The following is a 21,004-nucleotide window of genomic DNA, read 5'->3' as shown; positions in this document are numbered from 1 at the left end:
TTCCGATGCCTTGCGACCCGTCTGCTCTTCTCGACACGTTGCCTTTTGCCACTTTCCTTGGTGGAGTTGCAAGAAGGCCTGCTGGCAGCCCTACTCTCGCTAGCTCCAATCGCTACTCAACCCACAGTGGACGCGAGATGCCGCAGGAGGTAACTCGATGAGTCGTGGGGTCTGCAGGCTATGCAAATGGCCGACGATTGTTCTCGGCCTGTTCGTAGTCGGTTGCGTGTCGTCTCCCAATGGCAGAACGAGCGGAGAAATGTTCATGATTGGTCAGACCCAGTGTGACTTTTCCTTCACCGCGAATGGAGACTGGGCGCTAGATCCCATGTCGGAGACTTACGCCAACATTCCGGTACTGGTGCCAAAGTCCGAGATTGCCGGTCCACGGGTCTTCCTTTCGATCAACCGGTTCTGGCGGGACGACAAGTCTCCTGGCGGCTGGTCTGCGGCGACCGAGGACAATTGCCAGCTGGCTACGAAGGACGTGATCCAGACCAGAGATGGAAAGGAGGCGAAGGTGTTCCTTGCTTCCAATTGCGACGTCAGTGCAAATATGCAGAACGGACAGCTAAAGTCCCCATTCCGTGGCCATACGTTGTACGGGTACGTTGTTGTGAACGACGACGAGGCCGACTTCTTCTATCTATCCTCGGCTGACCCCGCCCTTCTCCGCCGACAAGAGGGCGTTCTGCTTTCAGCGCTCAGGACTTACTCGACGGATTCGCCGGCCTGCATCGCTCGGCGAACAGCTGTCAATAAGCTCGAGTTCACTGGGGGACGGGCGCCCTCTGGACAGTCTGAAGACATGGGTTCGCGCGCTTCCGCTTCGCGCATCGACCCGCAGTTCATCCGAAACCTTAACAAGCAACTGTCAAGCATCAAAGCGCGTGACGGCGTGCGCACCATGGCTTTCGACACACGGAATGACCTCTTCTTGGTTGGACGTGAGTCGGGAGCGATCGACATCTGGGATGGGAAGCAGGCCAACGCGAGGACGGAGGTCAAGGCGCCCGAGGCTCCGGTTCGCTTGACCTTTTCGTCCGATGGCCGAGTCTTCTTTTCCAACTACCACGCACACGATGCCACGCATGTCTGGGACACTGCATCAGGGGCGATCATCCATACCATCGAGCGGTCGCGCGGGCCTGTGGTGCAGACCTCCGACCCGAACCTGTTCGTGCTAGGCACAGATAACGGACTGGGCATCTTCGACCTGACCCGCGGGGAACTGCTGCCGGGTGCCTTCCGACAGGTGGGAGGCGTGGTGACCGCGATAGCCTATGACGCGCCTACAGACCAGCTCGGCATCGGGACGGCTTCGGGAGGCGTGGAAGTCTGGAAGCTGACCAAGTCTCCAACGCCCGCACTGAAGCGTGTTGCGGCTGCCGTGCCATATGCGATGGGCAACTGGGTTCTCGGCGTCCAATTCTTCAACAAGGGCCAGTCCCTCTACTCGTTGCCTCAGCGCGGCAACCTGGACGAGTGGTCGGCCGGGACTCTGGAGCGACTGCGTTCGCGCGATGTTTCTCTGGGGTTCGTCGGCGCGACGGTTTTCATCCCGGGGGAGGCCCGGCTCGCCATGGTGGGGTTTCGAAAAGGCGACACCCAAGGCTTCGACAATTTCCTAGAGATTCTCCACCTCGAGAGCGGCAGCAGGAACCTCATTGACCTAAAGGAAAAAGGCAGTGGTTCCATCGTCTACTTGCCTTCGATGTCGACCATAATTTCCGGCAAACGCGCGTCCATTTCGGTTGTTGACATCAGCAAGGCGAGATGACAATTTCTCGCTAGAGCAGTCGCCCTGAGCTACGGCTTACCTGACGCGCCGTTTGCGAAGCACCGCAGGGACTTCTACAAATCCTTCGTTATCGAAAAGCGGTAACACTTCATCGATAAACACGGCGTCTAACAGGTCATTCGACTCGGACACGTTGACGGCTTTACGCACGGCCGACCGACAGCAGTGGGCCCACAACAGACCTCGACCATGACGACTACAGTGCTCTCATGACCGACACAAACACGCTCCCTCCAGACCTTCAAGCCGCTATGCGTGCCCGAGACGAAGCCTTCTATGCCGTCGATTCGGCGCAGTGGGCCAAGTACACCGCGAGCGACTTCACGACTGTTCAGCAGAACGGCCAATTCATGTCTCGGGCCGAGCGGATCGGCAACCTTGCCACGCAGAAGCAGCGGCCCTATGTCCCGCGCGAACGCGAGCAGCACAAGCAGCAAGGCGACCTTGTGGTCACTCGCTTTTTCAGCGGCGGGTTGTGGGTCGTGGAAGTCTGGAAGCGCATCGATGGTGCCTGGGCCACCGTCATGACCCAAGCGACCACGGCAACCTCCACCACGCCCTGACCAAGCTAGGTCAGGCGTTCACGGAACTTCCGCATCCGGCCGACAGGCAGTCGGCCAGCCAGACAGCGGCCAAAGCCGCCTGCAGGTAACGCCCGATCCGCGAATCGCTGTCAGGTCCGTAAACGGCCAGCGCGCGACGACCCCGGCTCGCAAGATGAAGCCTCTCCCCAAGACCTTCCTCTTCTTCAAGACCGTCCCGCATGTCCGCAACCCTCCCCCGCCCCTTCCTGAACCTCGCGTGGTCCAACCTCGCCGCGCAGTCCGCCGAACAACTGAGCCTTGCAGCCGTACCGCTGGTGGCGGTGCTCGCACTCGGCGCCGGGCCTGGAGAAATCGGCTTCCTGGCCGCCATCCAGACGCTGCCCTTTCTGCTGGTGTCGATGCCGATGGGCCTGCTCGCGGACCGCATGTCGCGGCGGCGGTTGATGGTCTGGTCCGAGGCCCTGCGGGCAGTGTCGCTGCTGGTGCTTCTGGCGATGGTGCTCGCGTCGAGCTTGAGCATCGGCTGGCTGGCGGTGCTCGGTTTTCTGGGCGCGGTGGGCACCGTGGGTTTCAGCGTCGCGGCGCCCGCGCTGGTGCCGGCGCTCGTGCCGCGCGAGGCGCTGGCCACGGCCAATGGACGGCTGGAGCTGGCGCGCAGCGCGGCCTTCACCGCCGGCCCCGCGTTGGCGGGCGCGCTGGTTGCATGGGCCGGTGCGCCGGCCGCGTTCGTGCTGGCCGCGCTGCTCTCGGTCTCGGCCGTGGGCCTGCTGCTGAAGCTGGCTGAAGCGCCACGCAATACGGCATCGCGGCGCCATCCGCTGCTCGACGTGCGCGACGGTGCGCGCTTCGTCTGGCAGCACGCGTTGTTGCGCCCCATGCTGATGACGGGCGCGGTCTTCAACATCTCGTGGTTCGTGTTGCAGGCGGGGTATGTGCCCTATGCCGTGCGCGTGCTGGGCCTGGGCGCGCAGGCGGTCGGCTTCACGCTTGCGATGTATGGCGCGGGCATGGTGGCCGGGGCCTTGCTCACGTCGCGCGTGGTGGCACGCATGCCCTTCGGCCGCGCGATCCAGGTCGGCCCTGCCGTGGCCGTCGTTGCCGCAGCCACGATGGCCGCGACGCTCATCGTGCCGACGGCATCGCTGGCTGCGTTGTCGTTCTTTTTATTCGGTGCGGGGCCGATGGTCTGGGTCATCACGACCACCACGCTGCGCCAGAGCGTGACCGACGCGGCCATGCTCGGCCGCGTGTCGGCCGTGTTCCTCACGATCAACGCGGGCTCACGCCCCATTGGCGCTGCATTGGGTGGCGCAGTCGGCGCGGCATGGGGAGAGCCGGCCTGCCTGCTGCTGGCGCTCGCAGGGTTCGTGCTGCAGGCTGCGATCATCTTTGCCTCGCGCGTCGCGGGGCTGCGCCACTTGCCCGTGGCGGCGGGTTGAGGCTGGCTCAGGCGGCCCGGTTCCGCACCTGCCGCGCCGACGCCGGCTCCAGGAACAGCTGCCGGAAGTAATCGCGAAACGCCGTCATCGCCGGCGAGAACTCCACGCCCTGCTTCCACCCCAGGCCGATGTTCATGGTCGGCACCGCGTCGCGCAGGTTGATGGTCTCGATGCGTTTGCCTTCCAGCGACCACGGCCGGTAGACCATGTCCGACAGCACCGTCACGCCCAACCCGTTGGCCACCGTGCTGCGCACCGCCTCCACCGAACTGGTGCGCAGCCTGATGTGCGGCTGGTGCGGCGTCTTGCTCCAGTACTTCAGCGCCGTGGCCGCGGCCTCGTCCACCGTGAGCATGATGTAGGGCTCGGCCGCCACGTCGGCCAGCGTGACCTCGGCTTTATCCAGCAGCGGATGCTTGGCGGGCACCCACAGCCTGCGCTGCGAGCCGAAGAAGGTTTCGAGCGACAGCTCGCGCAGCACCACGTTCGACGTGAGCACCACGCCCATGTCGTAGCTCTGCGTGATCAGGCCTTCTTCGATGGCCTCGCGCGCCACCTCGTGCACCTTCACCGTGACTTGCGGATGCAGCTGCTCGAAGCGCTGCAGATGGTGCGGCAGGAAGTAGCCCAGCACCGTGTAGCTCGCGGCGATGGTCAGCGAGCCTTCGACGTTCGCGCCCTCGTGCGGCATGCGGATCGCCTCGTCCGCCGCCGACAGCACCGCGTACGCGTGGCTCAAAAAACGCCGCCCCGCCTTCGTCAATTCCACGCCATGCGGATGCCGCTCGAAGAGCTGCTGCCCCATCATTTCTTCCAGCTCGCGGATGGCGGTGGTCACGGCCGACTGCGAGATGTTGAGCTGCAGCGCCGCGTGCGAGATGCGCCCCACCTCGGCTACGGCAGAAAAGTACTTGAGCTGGCGAAGGGTCAGGGACATGGCGCGGGCCTCCTCGGAGTCTTCGGTCGGGTATTGCAGGATGCGCGACGGGCACCTCGCATTAGGTGAAAACCCGATATCGCAGAATCGCGCCCCTCCAGAGTAGCGCCCAATCCGCGGCATTGCAGCATCTGTTTTTCAGATATCTAGCCGCTCGAAAACAATGCTTTTCAGTCTTTCGACCGCTCACTAATCTTCGCCCTGTCCTGCATTGCCGCTGTCCGGCGATGCCCACAGAACAAAGGCTGCGAGACGTGAAGAAGACGCTGATCGATCTGAACTCCGACATGGGCGAAGGCTTCGGCCCCTGGACCATCGGCGATGGTGTCGACGAGCAGCTCATGCCGTTGATCAGCTCGGCCAACATCGCGACCGGCTTCCATGCAGGCGACCCGAACATCATGCGCAAGATGGTGCTACTGGCCCGCGAGCACGGCGTCGGCATCGGCGCGCATCCGGGCTTTCGCGACCTGGTGGGCTTTGGCCGCCGCCACATCACGGCGCCGGCCGACGAGCTGGTGAACGACATGGTCTACCAGCTCGGTGCGTTGCGCGAGTTCGCACGCCTGGAAGGCATGACGCTGCAGCACATCAAGCCGCACGGCGCGCTCTACATGCATGCGGCGCACGATGAGACGCTGTCGCGTGCGCTGGTGACGGCGCTCCAGCAGATCGAACCCACGCTGCGCCTGTTCTGCATGGAAGCCTCCGTCACCTACCGGGTGGCCCGCGAGCTCGGCCAGCCGGTGGTGCGCGAGTTCTATGCGGATCGCGACTACGACCTGAGCGGCTCCATCGTCTTCACCCGCCGCGTCGGTGCGCTGGAGCCCGACGCCGTGGCCGCCAAGGTGCTGCGCGCCTGCACCGAGGGGCTGGTGCGCACCGTCGAAGGCAAGGATATTGCTGTCGGTTTCGACTCGGTCTGCATCCACAGCGACACGCCCGGTGCGCTCGCGCTGGTGCAGGCCACGCGGCGCACCCTCGCCGACCACGACATTCGCGTTGCCGGCCCTGCCGCGCCGGCGCAGGGCTGATTGCGTTTTTTCGTTCTTGTTCCAGGAGTGCATCCGATGTCCGCTACCCACGAAGTCCTGAGCCCGCTGCCGGGCACCTTCTATCGCCGCTCGGCGCCCGACGCGCCGCCCTTCAAGGCCGAAGGCGACACGGTGGCCGTGGGCGACGTGCTGGGCCTGGTCGAGGTGATGAAGCAGTTCAGCGAGGTCACGGCCGATGCGGCCGGCCGCCTGCAGCGCTTCGCGGTCGAGAACGGCGAGCCGGTCGATCCGGGCCAGGTGCTGGCCGTCATCGAGACGGTCTGAAGGCATGAGCGCAACGCCCATGAAGAACGTCGCATTCGACAAGCTGCTGATCGCCAACCGCGGCGAGATCGCGGTGCGCATCATCCGCGCCGCGAAAGAACTGGGGCTGAAGACGGTCGCCGTCTACAGCGACGCCGACGCGCAGAGCCTCGCCGTGCAGATGGCCGACGAAGCCGTGCGCATCGGCCCGGCGCATGCCACCAAGAGCTACCTGAGCGTCGATGCCATCCTGCAGGCGGCCGCAGACAGCGGTGCCGGCGCGGTGCATCCGGGCTACGGTTTTCTTTCGGAGAACGCCGACTTCGCCGAACGCGTCGAAGCCGCAGGCCTCGTGTTCGTCGGCCCCACGCCGCACGCCATCCGCACCATGGGCGACAAGGCCGCCGCGCGCGCCGCCGCCATGAAGGCCGGCGTGCCCACGGTGCCCGGTAGCGCCGGCGTGGTCACCGCCCCCGACACGGCCGTCGAGGTGGCGAAAGACATCGGCTACCCGATCATGATCAAGGCCTCGGCCGGCGGCGGCGGGCGCGGCATTCGCGTGGCGCAGGACGAAACCGAGCTGCGCCAGCAGTTCGCCACGGCCACGGCCGAAGCGCAGGCGGCTTTCGGCAACGGCGAGGTGTACCTCGAACGCTTCATCCGGCAGGCGCGCCACATCGAAGTGCAGATCCTTGGCGACGGGCAGCGCGTGGTGCATTGCTTCGAGCGCGAATGCTCGCTGCAGCGCCGGCGCCAGAAGGTCTGGGAAGAAGCGCCTTCGGCCGCCATCAGCGACGCCACCCGCGCCGCGCTGTGCGAATCGGCACTGCGGCTGGCCAATGCCGTGGCCTATCGCGGCGCCGGCACGCTCGAGTACCTGTACGACGACGACACGCGCGAGTTCTTCTTCATCGAGATGAACACCCGCATCCAGGTCGAGCACCCCATCACCGAGATGATCACCGGCGTCGATCTGGTCAAGGAAATGCTGCGCATCGCACTCGGCCAGCCGCTGCACCTCGAGCAAGAAGACATCCGCCTGACCGGCGCCGCCATCGAGGTGCGCATCAACGCCGAGAACGCCGCGAAGAACTTCATGCCGAGCCCGGGACTGGTTTCGCAACTCGTGGTGCCGGGTGGGCCGGGCGTGCGCTTCGACACCATGCTGTTCCCCGGCTACACGGTGCCGGCCTACTACGACTCGCTGCTGGGCAAGCTGATCGTGCACGACGCCGACCGCGCGGGCGCGCTGGCCCGCATGCGCCGCGCGCTGGGCGAACTCAAGGTCGAGGGCATCCACACCACGATCCCGTTGCATCGCGCGCTGTGCAATGACGCGGACGTGGCAAAGGCCGCCTTCCATACCGGCTTTCTCGAAACATGGCTCGCGGCGAATCCGCTCGCCGATGCCGCTCCGCTTGTGAAGGTGCCCGCATGACCGCTGCAACCACTTTGCCCGCCCAGGCCCGCTACAGCTTCGGCGGCGACGAGCACCTGTTCGTCGAGATCAGCGAAGAGATGTCGCTGCCGGCCTTCTTCAAGGGCATGGCCATCTGCAACGAGCTGCGCCGCCGTGCGCTGCCCGGCGTCACGGAGATCTGCCCGGCCAATGCCGCCTACCTCGTGCGCTTCGACCCCGATGCGATCGCGCCCGATGCATTGCTCGCCACGCTGAAGGAAATCGAGGCGGGCCTCGGCGAAGCCGACCTGCAGCTGCAGACCCGCATCATCGAAATCCCGGTGCTCTACAACGACCCGTGGACGCACGAAACGCTGATGCGCTTTCGCGAGCGGCACCAGGACCCGACGAGCACCGACATCGAGTACGCTGCGCGCATCAACGGCCATGCCTCGGTCGATGCCTTCATCGAGGCGCATTCGTCCGCGCCGTGGTTCGTGTCGATGGTGGGCTTCGTGGCCGGCCTGCCCTTCCTGTTCCAGATGGTCGGGCGCGAGCGGCAGATCCAGGTGCCCAAGTACCTGAGCCCTCGCACCGACACGCCCAAGCTCACGCTGGGCCACGGCGGCTGCTTCAGTTGCATCTACTCGGTGCGCGGCGCGGGTGGCTACCAGATGTTCGGCGTCACGCCCGCGCCGATCTTCGACCCGGCCCAGCGGCTGTCGTACCTGAAAGACCTGATGGTGTTCTTCCAGCCCGGCGACATCGTGAAGTGGAAGCCCATCGATCGCGCCGAGTACGACCGCCAGATCGCGCAGGTCGAAGACGGGAGCTACACGCTGCGCATCGCGCCGGTGTCGTTCTCGCTCAAGGAATTCCTGGCCAACCCCGATGGCTACAACCAACAGCTGCTGAAGGTGCTCCATGGCGATTGAAGTCATCAAGCCCGGCCTGGCGACCAGCGTGCAGGACGCGGGCCGCCCCGGCTACTACAACCTGGGCATTCCGCTGTCGGGCGCGCTCGACCAGCAAAGCCTGGTGCTCGCGAACCTGCTGGTGGGCAACGACGAAGGCGCGGCCGTCATCGAAAGCACGCTGCTCGGGCCCGAGCTGCAGTTCGACGCACCCGCGCTGGTGGCCGTGGCCGGTGCCGACGCCAAGGTCAAGCTCAACGGCAACGAGATGCCGCGCAACGAATCCTTCGCGGTGCAGGCGGGCGACAAGCTGAGCTTCGATTTCATGAAGCTCGGCGCCCGCATGTGCATCGCGGTGGCCGGCGGCATCGACGTGCCGGTGGTGCTGGGCAGCCGCTCGACCTACGGGCTGGGCGCCTTCGGCGGCTTCAACGGCCGCAAGCTGCTGGCGGGCGACAGCCTGCCGGTCGGCACGCCATCGGCCAAGGCCAGGCCCGGCCGCAAGGTCGATGCCGCACTGCTGCCTGTGCTGACAAAAGAAGTGGCGCTGCGTGTGCTGCCGGGCATCTACTTCCACCGCCTGCAAGAGGTGTCGGTGCAGAGCTTCTTCGCCGACACCTGGACGGTGGGCTCCGAGGCCGACCGCATCGGCTACCGCTACAAGAACGGCACGCCGCTGAAGTTTCTCGATCGCAAGCCGCCCTTCGGCGCGGGCGACGACCCGTCGAACATCGTCGATGCGGGCTACCCGTATGGATCGATCCAGGTGCCCGGTGGGCGCGAGCCGATCATCCTGCACCGCGATGCGGTCTCGGGCGGCGGCTACGCGATGGTGGGCACCGTGATCAGCGCGGACATGGACCTCATCGCCCAGATGCAGCCCAACCACAAGGCCCGCTTCGTCGAGGTCGACATGGCCCAGGCGCTCAAAGCCCGCGCCGAACGGCGACGACGGATAGACCGCCTGCGCGCGGCACTCGCGGCCTGAGCCGCGGCCACCCTTCCCCCTCTTTTTTCACCGCTGTCACCCAAGGAGTTCTTCATGAACAGCTCGCCCCTGCGCGTTTCATTGATCGCCGCTTCGCTCGCCGCCACGGGCCTGCTGTGGCACGGCGCGGCCTCGGCCGCCGACTGGTTCCCCTACAAGGCCGAAGCGACCGAGCCCGCCTTCTCGGCCGAGGGCACGAAAAAGCCTATCGACTACGCGCCGCTGGCCAAGGCGTCGAAGAAGTGGGACATCTGCGTGTCGTTCCCGCACATGAAAGATGCGTACTGGCTCGGCGTCGACTACGGCGTGATCGAGGAAGCCCGCCGCCAGGGCGTGAAGCTGCAGGTGGCCGACGCGGGCGGCTACACCAACCTGGCCAAGCAGGTCTCGCAGATCGAGGACTGCGTGGCGCGCGGCGCCAACGCGGTGATCATCGGCGCGATCTCGGGCGACGGCCTGAACAACGTCATCAAGGCCACGGCCGCGAAGAAGGTGCCGGTGATCGACCTCGTCAATGGCATCAACTCGCCCGACCTGTCGGCCAAGTCGCTGGTGTCGTTCTACACGATGGGCCATTCGACCGGCGAGTACCTCGCGAAGAAGCACCCGGCCGGCTCGCCGCCCGTCAAGGTGGGCTGGTTCCCCGGCCCGGCCGGCGCAGGCTGGGTCGAGGCCGCGCACAAGGGCTTCATGGAAGCGATCAAGGGCAGCGCGGTGGTGGTGCTCGACCCGAAATACGGCGACACCGGCAAGGAGGCGCAGGCCAAGCTGGTCGAAGACGTGCTGCAGGGCAACCCCGACCTGGCCTACGTGGCCGGCACCGCGGTCACGGCCGAGGCGGCCACCGGCATCCTGCGTTCGCGCAACCTCGACAAGAAGGTGCAGGTGCTGTCCTTCTACATGACGCCAGGCGTCTACGAGGGCATCCAGAAGGGCCGCATCGTCGCCTCCCCGGCCGACTCGATGGTGATCCAGGGCCGCATCGCGGTCGACCAGGCGGTGCGCCTGCTCGAGAACAAGGAGGTGGTGAAGCACGTCGGCCCGAAGATCTTCGTGGTCGACAGCAGCAACATCAAGAGCGTGAAGCTGGACGACATCCTGCCGCCGCCGGGCTTCAAGCCGGTGTTCGAGGTCAAGTAAGCCCGCCGTCGATGTCTGCCCCGTTGTTGCAAACAGTCGGCCTCGGCAAGCGCTACCCCGGCGTGCTGGCGCTCGACGCGATGGATCTCGAGCTGCGCGCCGGTGAGGTGCATGTGGTGTTCGGCGAGAACGGGGCCGGCAAGTCCACGCTGATCTCGCTGCTGGCCGGCGCCAACACGCCTTCAGCCGGCGAGATCCGCATGCATGGCGAGCGCGTGAAGTTCTCGAACGTGCACGAGGCCCGGCGCCACGGCATCAGCGCGGTGTTCCAGGAGTTCTCGCTGATTCCCACGCTGTCGGTGGCGCAGAACCTGAGCCTGGGCGAAGAGCCCTGCAAGGGCGGCCTGCTCGACCGCGCGGCGGTGCGCGAGCGGGCCCGCGCGATGCTGGCCGACCTGGGCTTCGAGATCGATGTCGATGCGCCGGTCTCGGGCCTCACGCGCGCCCAGCAGCAGATGGTGGAAATTGCCAAGGGCCTGCGCGGCGAGGTGTCGGTGCTGATCCTGGACGAACCCACTGCCTCGCTGACCGACACCGAGACGCAGCGCCTGTTCGAACTGGTGGCGCGGCTGAAGGCGCGCGGCGTGGGCATCGTCTACATCTCGCACCGCATGCAGGAGATCGCGCTGATCGCCGACCGCATCACGGTGCTGCGCGATGGCCGCAAGGTCACCACGGTGCAAGCGAGCGCGACCAGCGCCGACCGCCTGATCGAGCTGATGAGCGGCCGCGCGATCGAGCAGATCTACCCGCGCATCGCCCATGCCCCCGGCGAAGTGGTGTTGCAGGTCGAGGGCCTGAGTTCGCCCAACGGCGTGCGCGGCGCGAGCCTCACGGTGCGGCGCGGCGAAGTGGTCGGGCTGGCGGGGCTGGTGGGTTGCGGCAAGTCGGAGCTGTTCCGTGCGATCTACGGGCTCGATGCGGTGAGCGAAGGCCGCGTGCTGTTCAAGGGCCTGCCGCGCACCGGCGCGAAGGTGCGGCAACTGCTCGACGAAGGCCTGTTCTACCTGCCGCCGGACCGCAAGGGCGAAGGGCTGGTGCTGGGCTTCAGCTCGCGCGCCAACATCACGCTGCCACTGGTGCACGGGCCATTGCGCGGACATGGCGGCTGGCTGCGCAAGCGGCTCGGGCGCCGGCTGTCCACCACGGCGGCCGAGCGCGTGGAGCTGGCGCCCCGCAACCTCGAACGGCCGGTGGCGCTGCTGTCGGGCGGCAACCAGCAGAAGGTGCTGTTCGGCAAGGGCATGACGCGCGACGCCGCCCTCTATGTGTTCGACGAACCCACGGTGGGCGTGGACATCGGCACGCGCAGCGCGCTGTACCAGGTGATCCAGAAGCTCTGCGAAAGCGGCGCGGCCGTGGTCGTCATCTCGTCCGACCTGCCCGAGGTGCTGCACCTGAGCCACCGCGTCTATGTGATGTGCCGCGGCGAGATCGCCGGCGAGCTGCAAGGCGATGCGATCAGCGAAACCCGCGTGCTCAACCTGTTTTTCGGTTCCAGCGAAAGAAAGCCATGACTCCGTCTCCCACTGTGGCCTCGACCACTGCAACCACCACTGCAACCACCACTGCCACTGCTGCACCCGCTCCCGGACTTGCGGGCCGCCTGCTCGGACTGCTGCGCAGCCTGTTCCTGCGGCTGGGCGTTCTGCCCTTCATGCTGGTCATCGCCTTCATCGTGTTCAGCACGCTGTCGGACCAGTTCCTCACGGTGCAGAACCTGGTGAACCTGCTGCGCCAGTCGGTCTACCTGATCCTGGTGTCGATGGGCCAGATGCTGGCGCTGGTGACGGGCGGCTTCGATCTCTCGGTTGGCACCGTCATGGCGATCACCTCGGTGGTCTCGGCGCTGGCCATGCAAAGCTTCGGCGCGGCGCTGCCCGACGCGACATGGGTGGTGGTGATCGCAGGCTGCGCCTGCGGCCTGCTCGCAGGACTGTCGGTGGGTCTCATCAACGGCATCGGCGTGGCGTTCATCGGCGTCTCGCCCTTCATCGTGACGCTGGGCGTGCAGTCCATCGGCTTCGGCTTTGCGCTCTACCTCACGGGCGGCGTGCCGGTGTCGGGCATCCCCAGCGAGTTCAGCGAGCTGTTCGGCTTTGGCACGCTGCTCGGGGTGCCCATACCGATTCTGGTGACGGCCGTGTGCGTCGCGGGCATGGGCGTGCTCATGGCGCGCATGCCGACCGGCACGCACCTGCTGGCCGTGGGCGGCAATGCCAAGGCGGCCGCGCTCTCGGGCATCGACACGCGTCGCGTGCTGCTGATGGCGTACCTGCTGTGCGCGGGCCTCGCTGCCGTGAGCGGCCTGCTGCTGACGGCGCGCGTGGAAACCGGCGAGGCCAACCTCGGCGGCACCGTGGCGCTCGAATCCATCGCTGCCTGCGTGATCGCCGGCGTGAGCCTGCGCGGCGGCATCGGCCGGGTGCCGAACGTGGTGATGGGCGCGATCTTCATCGGGCTGGTGCAGAACGGCATGAACCTGGCCAGCGTGGGTTCTTACCTGCAGATGGTGGTGCTGGGCGCGCTGCTGATCGTGGCGGTGGTTGCCGACCAGGTCCGCCATCGGATGGTGGCGCCGGGCAGCCACTGACCGGGCCAACGGCCCATTGAAGCCGGCCATCAGATATCGACAACAAGCCACAAGGAAGGAAAACTCGCATGACTCCCCTCAACAACGCCGCCATCGACGCACGCCGCATCGCGGCCACGCCGCGCGGCATCGGCATCGGTTTTCCGATCTATGCGGAGCGCGCGCTCAACGCCGAGCTGTGGGACGTGGAAGGCCGGCGCTACATCGATTTCGGCTCGGGCATCGCGGTGCTCAACACCGGGCACCGCCATCCGCGCGTGGTCGAGGCGATCCGCAGGCAGCTCGACCGCTTCACCCACACGGCCTACCAGGTGGTGCCGTATGAAAGCGTGGTCTCGCTGGCCGAGCGCCTGAACAAGCTGACGCCCGGCACGCACGCCAAGAAGACGGCCTTCTTCACCACCGGCGCCGAGGCCGTCGAAAACGCCATCAAGATCGCCCGCGCGGCCACGCGTCGCCCCGGCGTGATCGCGCTGGGTGGCGGCTTTCATGGCCGCACCTTCATGGGCATGGCGCTCACGGGCAAGGTGGTGCCGTACAAGACCGGCTTCGGCCCCTTCCCGGGCAGCATCTTCCATGTACCCGCGCCGATTGCATTGCACGGCGTGTCGGTCGAAGACTCGCTGCGCGCCATCGACCGGCTGTTCAAGGCCGACATCGAGCCCGAGCAGGTGGCGGCCATCATCCTGGAGCCGGTGCAGGGTGAAGGCGGTTTTTATGCGGCTCCGCCCGAGTTCATGCGCGCGCTGCGCCGGATCTGCGACAGCTACGGCATTCTGCTGATCGCCGACGAGATCCAGACCGGCTTCGGCCGCACGGGCAAGTGGTTCGCGATGGAGCATTACGACGTGGTGCCCGACCTCATGACCATGGCCAAGAGCCTGGCTGGCGGCACGCCGCTGTCGGCGGTGTGCGGCAGCGCCAGCATCATGGACGCGCCGGCGCCCGGTGGGCTCGGCGGCACCTACGCCGCCAACGCGCTGGCGATTGCATCGGCGCATGCGGTGCTCGACGTGATCGAGGAAGAAAAGCTCTGCGATCGCGCGCAGGTGCTGGGCGACCGGCTCAAGGCGCGCCTCGAAGGCCTGCGCGCCAGGGTGCCGCAGATTTCGGACGTGCGCGGCCTTGGCGCCATGGTGGCCGTCGAGTTCGCCGATGCGCACGGCGCGCCCGACCCCGAGTTCACGAAGCAGGTGCAAGCCCGCGCACGCGACGCGGGCTTGCTGCTCCTGACTTGCGGCGTGCATGCCAATGTGGTCCGCTTCCTGTTCCCGCTGACCATCGAAGATGCCGTGCTCGAAGAAGGCCTTGGCATCCTCGCGGCGGCCCTGCAAGCCTGACCATCCGATTCACACATCCATCACCTCATGCCCATCCAGCTCAAAGACCCGACCCTGCTGCGCCAGCAGGCCTTCATTGCCGGCGCCTGGGTGAACGCCGACGACGGCACCACCGTGGCCGTCACCAACCCCGCCAACGGCCAGCAGATCGGCATCGTGCCGATGTGCGGCACCGAAGAAACCGTGCGCGCCATCGCCGCCGCCGAGAAGGCGCAAAAAGCCTGGGCCAGGGTGCCGGCCAAGGAGCGTTCGGCCATCCTGCGCAGGCTCAACGACCTGATGCTCGCGAATGTCGACGACCTCGCGCTCATCATGACCACCGAGCAGGGCAAGCCGATGGCCGAGAGCCGCGGCGAGATCGCTTATGCCGCCTCGTTCATCGAGTGGTTCGCCGAAGAGGCGCGCCGCGTGTATGGCGACACCATTCCCGCGCCGCAGGCCGACCGCCGCATCCTCGCGCTCAAGCAACCCGTGGGCGTGACGGCTGCGATCACGCCGTGGAATTTCCCGACCGCGATGCTCACGCGCAAGGCCGGCCCCGCGCTCGCCGCCGGGTGCGCGATGGTGGTCAAGCCCGCCACGCAAACACCGTTTTCGGCATTGGCCTTTGCCGAACTGGCCGACCGTGCCGGCGTGCCGAAGGGTCTGTTGTCGGTGCTCACCGGCTCGGCCAGCAAGATCGGCGGCGAGATGACGCGCAGCCCCGTCGTGCGCAAGCTGACCTTCACCGGCTCGACCGAGGTGGGCCGCACGCTGATGAAGCAGTCGGCCGACACCATCAAGAAGCTGTCGCTCGAGTTGGGCGGCAACGCGCCCTTCATCGTGTTCGACGACGCCGACGTGGACGCGGCGGTCGAGGGCGCGATGGTCTCCAAGTACCGCAACACGGGCCAGACCTGCGTGTGCGCGAACCGCATCTATGTGCAGCGCGGGGTGCTCGAAGCCTTCACGCAGAAGCTGGTGGCAAAGGTCAATGCGCTGAAGGTCGGTGACGGCACCGAGGCCGGCGTCACGCAAGGTCCGCTGATCGACGGCAAGGCGGTCGAGAAGATCGAAGAGCATGTGGCCGATGCCATGGCCAAGGGCGGCAAGGTGCTGGCCGGTGGCAAGCGGCATGCGCTGGGTGGCCTGTTCTACGAGCCGACAGTGATTGGCGGCGCGACGGCCGACATGCTGTTTGCGCGTGAAGAAACCTTCGGGCCGCTGGCGCCGATCTTTGCATTCGACACCGAGGCCGAGGCCATCGCGGCGGCGAACGACACCGAGTTCGGTTTGGCCGCGTACTTCTACAGCCGCGACATCGGGCGGATCATGCGCGTGGCCGAGGCGCTGGAATCTGGGATCGTGGGCGTGAACACGGGGCTGGTTTCAACCGCTGAGGCACCGTTCGGTGGTGTCAAGCAATCGGGGCTGGGGCGCGAAGGGTCGAAGTACGGGCTCGATGACTTCCTCGAAGTGAAGTACGTTTGCCTTGCGGGGTTGGATCGCTGACGGGGCCTCTCGTTCGTGCGCTCCGGGCTTCTTTTCGGGGCGCGTGCGGATGACACCGGGTGGTCCCCTCCGCGAATGTCCCCCGGGGCTGCGCCCCTCCTCCTTTATTTCGCTGCGGGGACCACCCGGTGCCATTCGCACTGGGCACGCTGCGGGTATATCGCCGATCAACGACGGCTCTGGGCGCTTGCGTCGATACGGGACGCTCTAGAACAGCGACGCCATTCCGTTCGGCCGCGCATCCTCGATGGCGAGCATCTTCAGCTTGGTCAGCGCGCCGCCGCCCGCTGAAAAACCACCGGGCTTGTTGCCCGCTGCCAGCACGCGATGGCAAGGCACCACGGGTGCGAACGGGTTGTGGCCCATGGCTTGCCCCACGGCGCGCGACAGGCTCTTGTCGCCCAGCTCTTCGGCGATCTCGCCATAGGTGCGCGTCTGCCCGGGCGGAATGCGCCGCGCGATCGCGTAGATGCGCTGGTGAAATTCCGACACGCCGCGCATGTCGAGTTCGATGTGGGCCAGGTCATCGCGCTCGCCCTGCAGCAGACCCTGAATCGCCACGATGGCGCGCTGTGCCGTCTCGTCGGGTGGCCCTTCCTGCAAATCCGGAAAGCGCCGCTTCATGCGCGCCCGCGTGGCCGGCTCGCCGTTGTCGGCGGGCAGTTGCACGCCGACCAGCCCCTGCGGCCCCCACGCCAGGGCGCACATGCCGATGGATGTCTCGAACAAGGCAAAGCCGCTCATCACACCTCCCGCAACGAATGCTGGCGCGACGCCAGCACGGCCGCCGCCCACAGCGTGATCGACGAAGCCACGAGGCCCCGCGCCAGCCCGCCGGGGCCGTCGGAAATCCAGCCCGTGACGGTCGGCCCGACGATCTGCCCGGCTGCAAAGACGATGGTGAATATGCTGATGCCCTGCACCCAGCGCGCGGGCGGCAGGTTGTGGCGCACCAACGCGGTGGTCGACGCCACCACCGAAAGGAACACCCCGCCGAACAGCACGCCCGACACCAGTGCCATCGGCGCCGAAGGGCTGAGCACCGGCAGCAGCGTGGCCACACCGAGCAGGCCGTTCAGCAGGGCCTGCGGCTGGCCGCCGTGGTAGCGGTCGAGCAGTCCGGCCCACAGGCGCGAAGAAGCCACGCAGGCGACACCCAGCAAGGCATAGAACAGCGTGACGAAGCCGGCGCTGGCGCCCTGCTCGCGCAGCAACGCGATCACGAAGGTCATGTAGCCGATGTAGCCCATGCCGAAGAGCGCATAGCCGGCAAGCGCCCAGCCGAAGCGGTGCAGTGCGACCGGCGGTGCATTGGTGGTGGATGCGGCTGGCTGCGCGGTGTGCGTCGCCGGCTTGTCCGGCATGGCGCGAGCCGCCCAGGCCAGCAGGCAGGTGGCGGCCGCGCTTGCGATCGCCAATGCCCACCATGCCCAGGCCCAGCCATGCGACACGTCGGCCGCTGCGCGCAGCACCTGCGGCACGAGCAACGCGGACAACGTGATGCCGAAGCCGGTGCCGCCGTAGTAGATGCCGAGCAACAGGCCGCCCCGCGAAGACCCGGCCTCGCCGAGCCGCGCGGCCAGCAAGCCGCCCGCCACGAAGACCCAGGCGCTGGCGATGCCGGCCAGCAGGCGCTGCAGCAGCAAGGCCGGTGCGGCAGTCACGAAGCCGCTGCCGGCCATGAAGACACTCGCCAGCACCGCGCCAACCACCAGCAGCCGCGCCACGCCAAAGCGGCGCATCAGCATCGGCGTGATGAGCGCACCGATCAGGTAGCCCACCGCATTCGCCGTGTTCATGCCACCGGCCAGCGCGTAGCTCCAGCCCAGGTCGGCACGCATCGGCGGCAGCAGCAGCCCGTAGGCGAAACGCGTGATGCCGAGCGACACGGCCGCGCCCATCGAGAGCGCGAATGCGAGTCGCAGCGTGGGCTGCGCAGGAAGGGCTGTGGAAGTGAGCGAGGTCGACATCGGGGCGATGGGGGCCGCCTATTTTGCGGCACCCTGCCCGATCGTGCTGGCGAGGGCTTCGCCTCTCAAGCCGCGCCGGCCGCCCGGTCGCTGCTGTTCAGCAGATGCCGCGCCAGCAGCACCGCCACGTGCACGGCTTCGCGCTGCGTGCCGTCGCCGATCTGGTGGCGGCAGCTGGTGCCGTCGGCCACCACGGTCGCATCGGGCTTCGCGCGGATGGCGGGCAGCAGGCTGGCCTCGGCCATCTGCATCGACACGTCGAAGTGGCTTGCCTCGTAGCCGAAGCTGCCGGCCATGCCGCAGCACGAGCTTTCGATCAGCTCGGGCTGCGCGCCGGGAATCAGCTTGAGCACGTCCATCACCGGGCTGACAGCGCCGAACGCTTTCTGATGGCAATGGCCGTGCAGCAGGATCGGGCCGGTGGATGGCTTCAGTGCCAGTTCGAAGCGGCCGGCCTTGATCTCGCGTGCGATGAATTCCTCGAACAGCAGCGCCTGCCCGGCCACGGTGTGGGCCTTGTCGCCGAAGCCCATGGCCAGCGTTTCGTCGCGCAGCGTGAGCAGGCACGAAGGTTCCAGCCCGACGATGGGAATGCCGGCTTGCGCCAGCGGCAGCAACGTATCGACCAGCGCCTCGGCGCGCAACTTGGCCTCTGCGACCATACCGCTGGCCAGGAAGGTGCGGCCGCAGCAATGGTGGCCGCCGCGCTTTTCCACGGTGTGCAGCACGTACCCTGCAGCTTCGAGCACGCGCGCGGCCGCGAAGGCGTTCTCGCTCTCGAAGGTGCCGTTGAAGGTGTCGACGAACAGCACGGCCGCCTTGCCGCCGCGCGCTGCGACCGACAGCACCGAGGCCTGGTCGGTGAACAGCCCCGGCTCGTTGCCCTTGGCGCGCCAGAAGGTGTCGCTGCGCCACTCGGGCAGCGAACGCTTCGCCGAAAAGCCCAGCAGCTTTTCGCCGAGCCATGCAGCACCGGGCACGTTGTTGCGCAGGTTCAGCAGCCACGGCATGCGGCTGGCCTTGTGCGCGTAGTCGGGCATGTAGGCGACCAGCTTGTCTTTCAGCGTGTGGCCGTGGCGCTTCTTGTAGTGGTCGAGAAACTCGACCTTCATCTTCGCCATGTCGACGCCGGTCGGGCAGTCGCGCTTGCAGCCCTTGCAGCCGACGCACAGGTCCATGGTCTCGTGCATGGCCTCGCTGGTGAAGGCGTCGGGGCCGAGCTGGCCTGACAGTGCAAGGCGCAGCGTGTTGGCGCGGCCGCGCGTCAGGTGCTGTTCGTCGCGCGTCACGCGGTAGCTGGGGCACATGGTGCCGGCATCGAACTTGCGGCAGTGGCCGTTGTTGTTGCACATCTCCACGGCCTTGGCGAGGCCGCCGGTGCTGTCGCCGCCGGTGCCGGGCGCGGTGGTCTCTTCGGTCACGGGGTCGGCATTGACGTTCCAGGCCGACCAGTCGAGCACCGGCTTCAGCTCGATGCGGCGGTACGGCTTCGGCGCGGTGGGCGGCGCAAAGCGAAAGAGCGCGCCGTCGTCCATGCGCGGCGGGTCGATGATCTTGCCGGGGTTGAACAGGTTGGCCGGGTCGAGCTTCTGCTTGATGGCGCGAAAGGCCTCGTTGATGGCCGGACCGAATTGCCATTCGATCCACTCGCCACGGCACAGGCCGTCGCCATGCTCGCCACTGAAGGCGCCCTTGTACTTGCGCACCAGCGCGCTGGCCTCTTCGGCAATGGCGCGCATCTTTGCAGCACCGTCCACGCGCATGTCGAGAATGGGCCGCACATGCAGCGTGCCGACCGAGGCGTGCGCATACCACGTGCCCCGGCTGCCGTACTTGGCGAACACCTCGGTCAGTGCGTCGGTGTATTCGGCCAGGTGCTCGAGCGGCACGGCGCAGTCTTCGATGAAGCTCACCGGCTTGCCGTCGCCCTTCAGGCTCATCATGATGTTGAGGCCGGCCTTGCGCACTTCCCACAGGTTCTTCTGGCGGGCGTCATCGGGCATCTCGACCACGCTGCCGGGCAGGCCCAGGTCGCCCATCAGCTCGACAAGCTGCTGGAGCTGCGGCAGCAATGCAGCCTTGTCGGCACCCGAGAACTCCACCAGCAGGATGGCCGCCGGCCGGCCGATCAGCGCCGTCTCGACCGTGGGCTTGAACGCGGGGTTTGCCAGGCTCAGCTCGATCATGGTGCGGTCGACCAGCTCGACCGCCGTGGGCCCGAGCTTGACGATGTGCTGCGCCGCGTCCATGGCCGCATGAAAGGTCGGGAAGTTCACGATGCCCAGCACCTTCGCGCGCGGCAGCGGTGCGAGCTTGAGCTTGAGGCTCTTGGTGTACGCCAGCGTGCCTTCGGCGCCGATGAGCAGGTGCGCGAGGTTGACGCTGCCATCGGCGGTATACGGCCGCTCGCTCTGGTTGTCGAAGATGTCGAGGTTGTAGCCCGCCACGCGGCGCATCACCTTGGGCCAGTGCGCGGCAATCTGCTCGCGGTGCTGCTGCGCCAGCCCATGCACGAATTGCGCGATGCCGGCCGCGCGCGCGCCCAGCGTCGCCTGCGGACCGAACTCGACCAGTTCGCCACTCGACAGCCACGCGCTCGCGCCCAGCACGTTGTGCACCATGTTGCCGTAGGCGATGGAGCGCGAGCCGCAGGAGTTGTTGCCCGCCATGCCGCCCAGCGTGGCCTGCGCGCTGGTCGACACATCGACCGGGTACCAGAGCCCGTGCGGCTTGAGCTGCGCGTTCAGGTGGTCGAGCACCAGGCCGGGTTCGACCGTGGCGGTGCCCTCTTCCACGTTCACGTCGAGCACGCGCCGGAAGTGCTTGCTGTTGTCGATCACCAGCGCCGCGCCCGTGGTCTGGCCGCACTGGCTGGTGCCGCCGCCGCGCGCCAGCACCGGCACCTTCAGGTCGCGTGCGATGTCGATGGCGGTGGCGATGTCGCGCTCGTTCGTCGGCACGAAGGCGCCCACGGGCGTGATCTGGTAGATCGACGCATCGGTGGCGTAGCGCCCGCGCGAGCCGTCGTCGAACAGCACCTCGCCCTGTGTGTCGGCACGCAGCCGGCGCGCGAGCAGTTCGCAGGTGTCGTTGGGCGGAAGAACGGTTCCGGCTGGCTGCATGTGGCTGGCGGGGTCGATGCGCATGGT

The 21,004-nt window shown here is 67.0% G+C and carries 17 protein-coding genes; 13 read left to right on the top strand and 4 right to left on the bottom strand.

The genetic code is table 11. From position 1 onward, the window contains the following. The first annotated feature begins 265 nt into the window (after positions 1–265). The 3 genes from ACGLHS_RS16115 to ACGLHS_RS16105 all read left to right on the top strand — a co-directional run bounded on the left by ACGLHS_RS16115 (position 266) and on the right by ACGLHS_RS16105 (position 3,785). Positions 266–1,780: a WD40 repeat domain-containing protein gene (locus ACGLHS_RS16115; RefSeq protein WP_394481142.1), complete on the top strand. Its 1,515-nt coding sequence runs from the start codon at positions 266–268 to the stop codon at positions 1,778–1,780. A 230-nt stretch (positions 1,781–2,010) separates the two neighbouring features. Further along, a complete protein-coding gene (locus ACGLHS_RS16110; RefSeq protein WP_394481140.1) occupies positions 2,011–2,364 on the top strand; it encodes a nuclear transport factor 2 family protein in 354 nt (117 codons plus the stop codon). A gap of 200 nt (positions 2,365–2,564) precedes the next feature. Beyond that, positions 2,565–3,785, top strand: coding sequence for an MFS transporter (locus ACGLHS_RS16105; protein ID WP_394481138.1), 1,221 nt, complete (start codon positions 2,565–2,567; stop codon positions 3,783–3,785). A 7-nt stretch (positions 3,786–3,792) separates the two neighbouring features. Here ACGLHS_RS16105 and ACGLHS_RS16100 read toward each other — a convergent pair whose 3' ends face one another. Beyond that, on the bottom strand, positions 3,793–4,722 hold the full coding sequence (locus tag ACGLHS_RS16100) for a LysR family transcriptional regulator (protein ID WP_394481136.1): 930 nt from the start codon (positions 4,720–4,722) through the stop codon (positions 3,793–3,795). A gap of 254 nt (positions 4,723–4,976) precedes the next feature. Between ACGLHS_RS16100 and ACGLHS_RS16095 the strand changes: the two genes are divergently transcribed. From ACGLHS_RS16095 to ACGLHS_RS16050, 10 genes are all read left to right on the top strand, one after another. Further along, complete coding sequence (locus ACGLHS_RS16095; protein WP_394481134.1) at positions 4,977–5,756, top strand: 5-oxoprolinase subunit PxpA; 780 nt, start codon at positions 4,977–4,979, stop codon at positions 5,754–5,756. A gap of 36 nt (positions 5,757–5,792) precedes the next feature. Continuing rightward, positions 5,793–6,041 (top strand): acetyl-CoA carboxylase, encoded by a 249-nt coding sequence (locus tag ACGLHS_RS16090; protein ID WP_394481132.1) that lies wholly within the window; start codon positions 5,793–5,795, stop codon positions 6,039–6,041. 19 nt (positions 6,042–6,060) lie between these two features. Continuing rightward, entirely contained in the window at positions 6,061–7,458 is a 1,398-nt protein-coding gene (locus ACGLHS_RS16085; RefSeq protein WP_394481130.1) for an acetyl-CoA carboxylase biotin carboxylase subunit, read from the top strand. Beyond that, positions 7,455–8,354: an allophanate hydrolase subunit 1 gene (locus tag ACGLHS_RS16080; RefSeq protein ID WP_394481128.1), complete on the top strand. Its 900-nt coding sequence runs from the start codon at positions 7,455–7,457 to the stop codon at positions 8,352–8,354. The genes ACGLHS_RS16085 and ACGLHS_RS16080 overlap by 4 nt, the downstream gene beginning before the upstream one ends. Then, positions 8,344–9,321 (top strand): biotin-dependent carboxyltransferase family protein, encoded by a 978-nt coding sequence (locus ACGLHS_RS16075; RefSeq protein WP_394481126.1) that lies wholly within the window; start codon positions 8,344–8,346, stop codon positions 9,319–9,321. The genes ACGLHS_RS16080 and ACGLHS_RS16075 overlap by 11 nt, the downstream gene beginning before the upstream one ends. A gap of 54 nt (positions 9,322–9,375) precedes the next feature. After that, entirely contained in the window at positions 9,376–10,461 is a 1,086-nt protein-coding gene (torT, locus tag ACGLHS_RS16070; protein ID WP_394481124.1) for a TMAO reductase system periplasmic protein TorT, read from the top strand. A gap of 11 nt (positions 10,462–10,472) precedes the next feature. Continuing rightward, positions 10,473–11,978, top strand: coding sequence for a sugar ABC transporter ATP-binding protein (locus ACGLHS_RS16065; RefSeq protein WP_394481122.1), 1,506 nt, complete (start codon positions 10,473–10,475; stop codon positions 11,976–11,978). Beyond that, positions 11,975–13,054 (top strand): ABC transporter permease, encoded by a 1,080-nt coding sequence (locus ACGLHS_RS16060; protein WP_394481120.1) that lies wholly within the window; start codon positions 11,975–11,977, stop codon positions 13,052–13,054. The genes ACGLHS_RS16065 and ACGLHS_RS16060 overlap by 4 nt, the downstream gene beginning before the upstream one ends. Before the next feature lie 68 nt (positions 13,055–13,122). Continuing rightward, positions 13,123–14,394 (top strand): 4-aminobutyrate--2-oxoglutarate transaminase, encoded by a 1,272-nt coding sequence (gene gabT, locus ACGLHS_RS16055; protein WP_394481118.1) that lies wholly within the window; start codon positions 13,123–13,125, stop codon positions 14,392–14,394. Between the two features lie 27 nt (positions 14,395–14,421). Next, entirely contained in the window at positions 14,422–15,885 is a 1,464-nt protein-coding gene (locus ACGLHS_RS16050) for an NAD-dependent succinate-semialdehyde dehydrogenase (RefSeq protein ID WP_394481116.1), read from the top strand. Between the two features lie 207 nt (positions 15,886–16,092). On the opposite strand, the gene ACGLHS_RS16045 is transcribed toward ACGLHS_RS16050, so the two are convergent. The 3 genes from ACGLHS_RS16045 to ACGLHS_RS16035 form a co-directional block, all read right to left on the bottom strand. After that, positions 16,093–16,629: a methylated-DNA--[protein]-cysteine S-methyltransferase gene (locus ACGLHS_RS16045; RefSeq protein ID WP_394481114.1), complete on the bottom strand. Its 537-nt coding sequence runs from the start codon at positions 16,627–16,629 to the stop codon at positions 16,093–16,095. After that, positions 16,629–17,855: a YbfB/YjiJ family MFS transporter gene (locus ACGLHS_RS16040; RefSeq protein ID WP_394481112.1), complete on the bottom strand. Its 1,227-nt coding sequence runs from the start codon at positions 17,853–17,855 to the stop codon at positions 16,629–16,631. The genes ACGLHS_RS16045 and ACGLHS_RS16040 overlap by 1 nt, the downstream gene beginning before the upstream one ends. 65 nt (positions 17,856–17,920) lie before the next feature. After that, positions 17,921–21,001: an FAD-binding and (Fe-S)-binding domain-containing protein gene (locus ACGLHS_RS16035; RefSeq protein WP_394481110.1), complete on the bottom strand. Its 3,081-nt coding sequence runs from the start codon at positions 20,999–21,001 to the stop codon at positions 17,921–17,923. Positions 21,002–21,004 lie beyond the last annotated feature (3 nt).

Source organism: Variovorax sp. VaC1 (assembly GCF_043658315.1).
GTDB lineage: Bacteria > Pseudomonadota > Gammaproteobacteria > Burkholderiales > Burkholderiaceae_C > Variovorax.
Note: the sequence above shows the minus strand (reverse complement) of the source record. Positions and strands in the feature narration are given on the sequence as shown.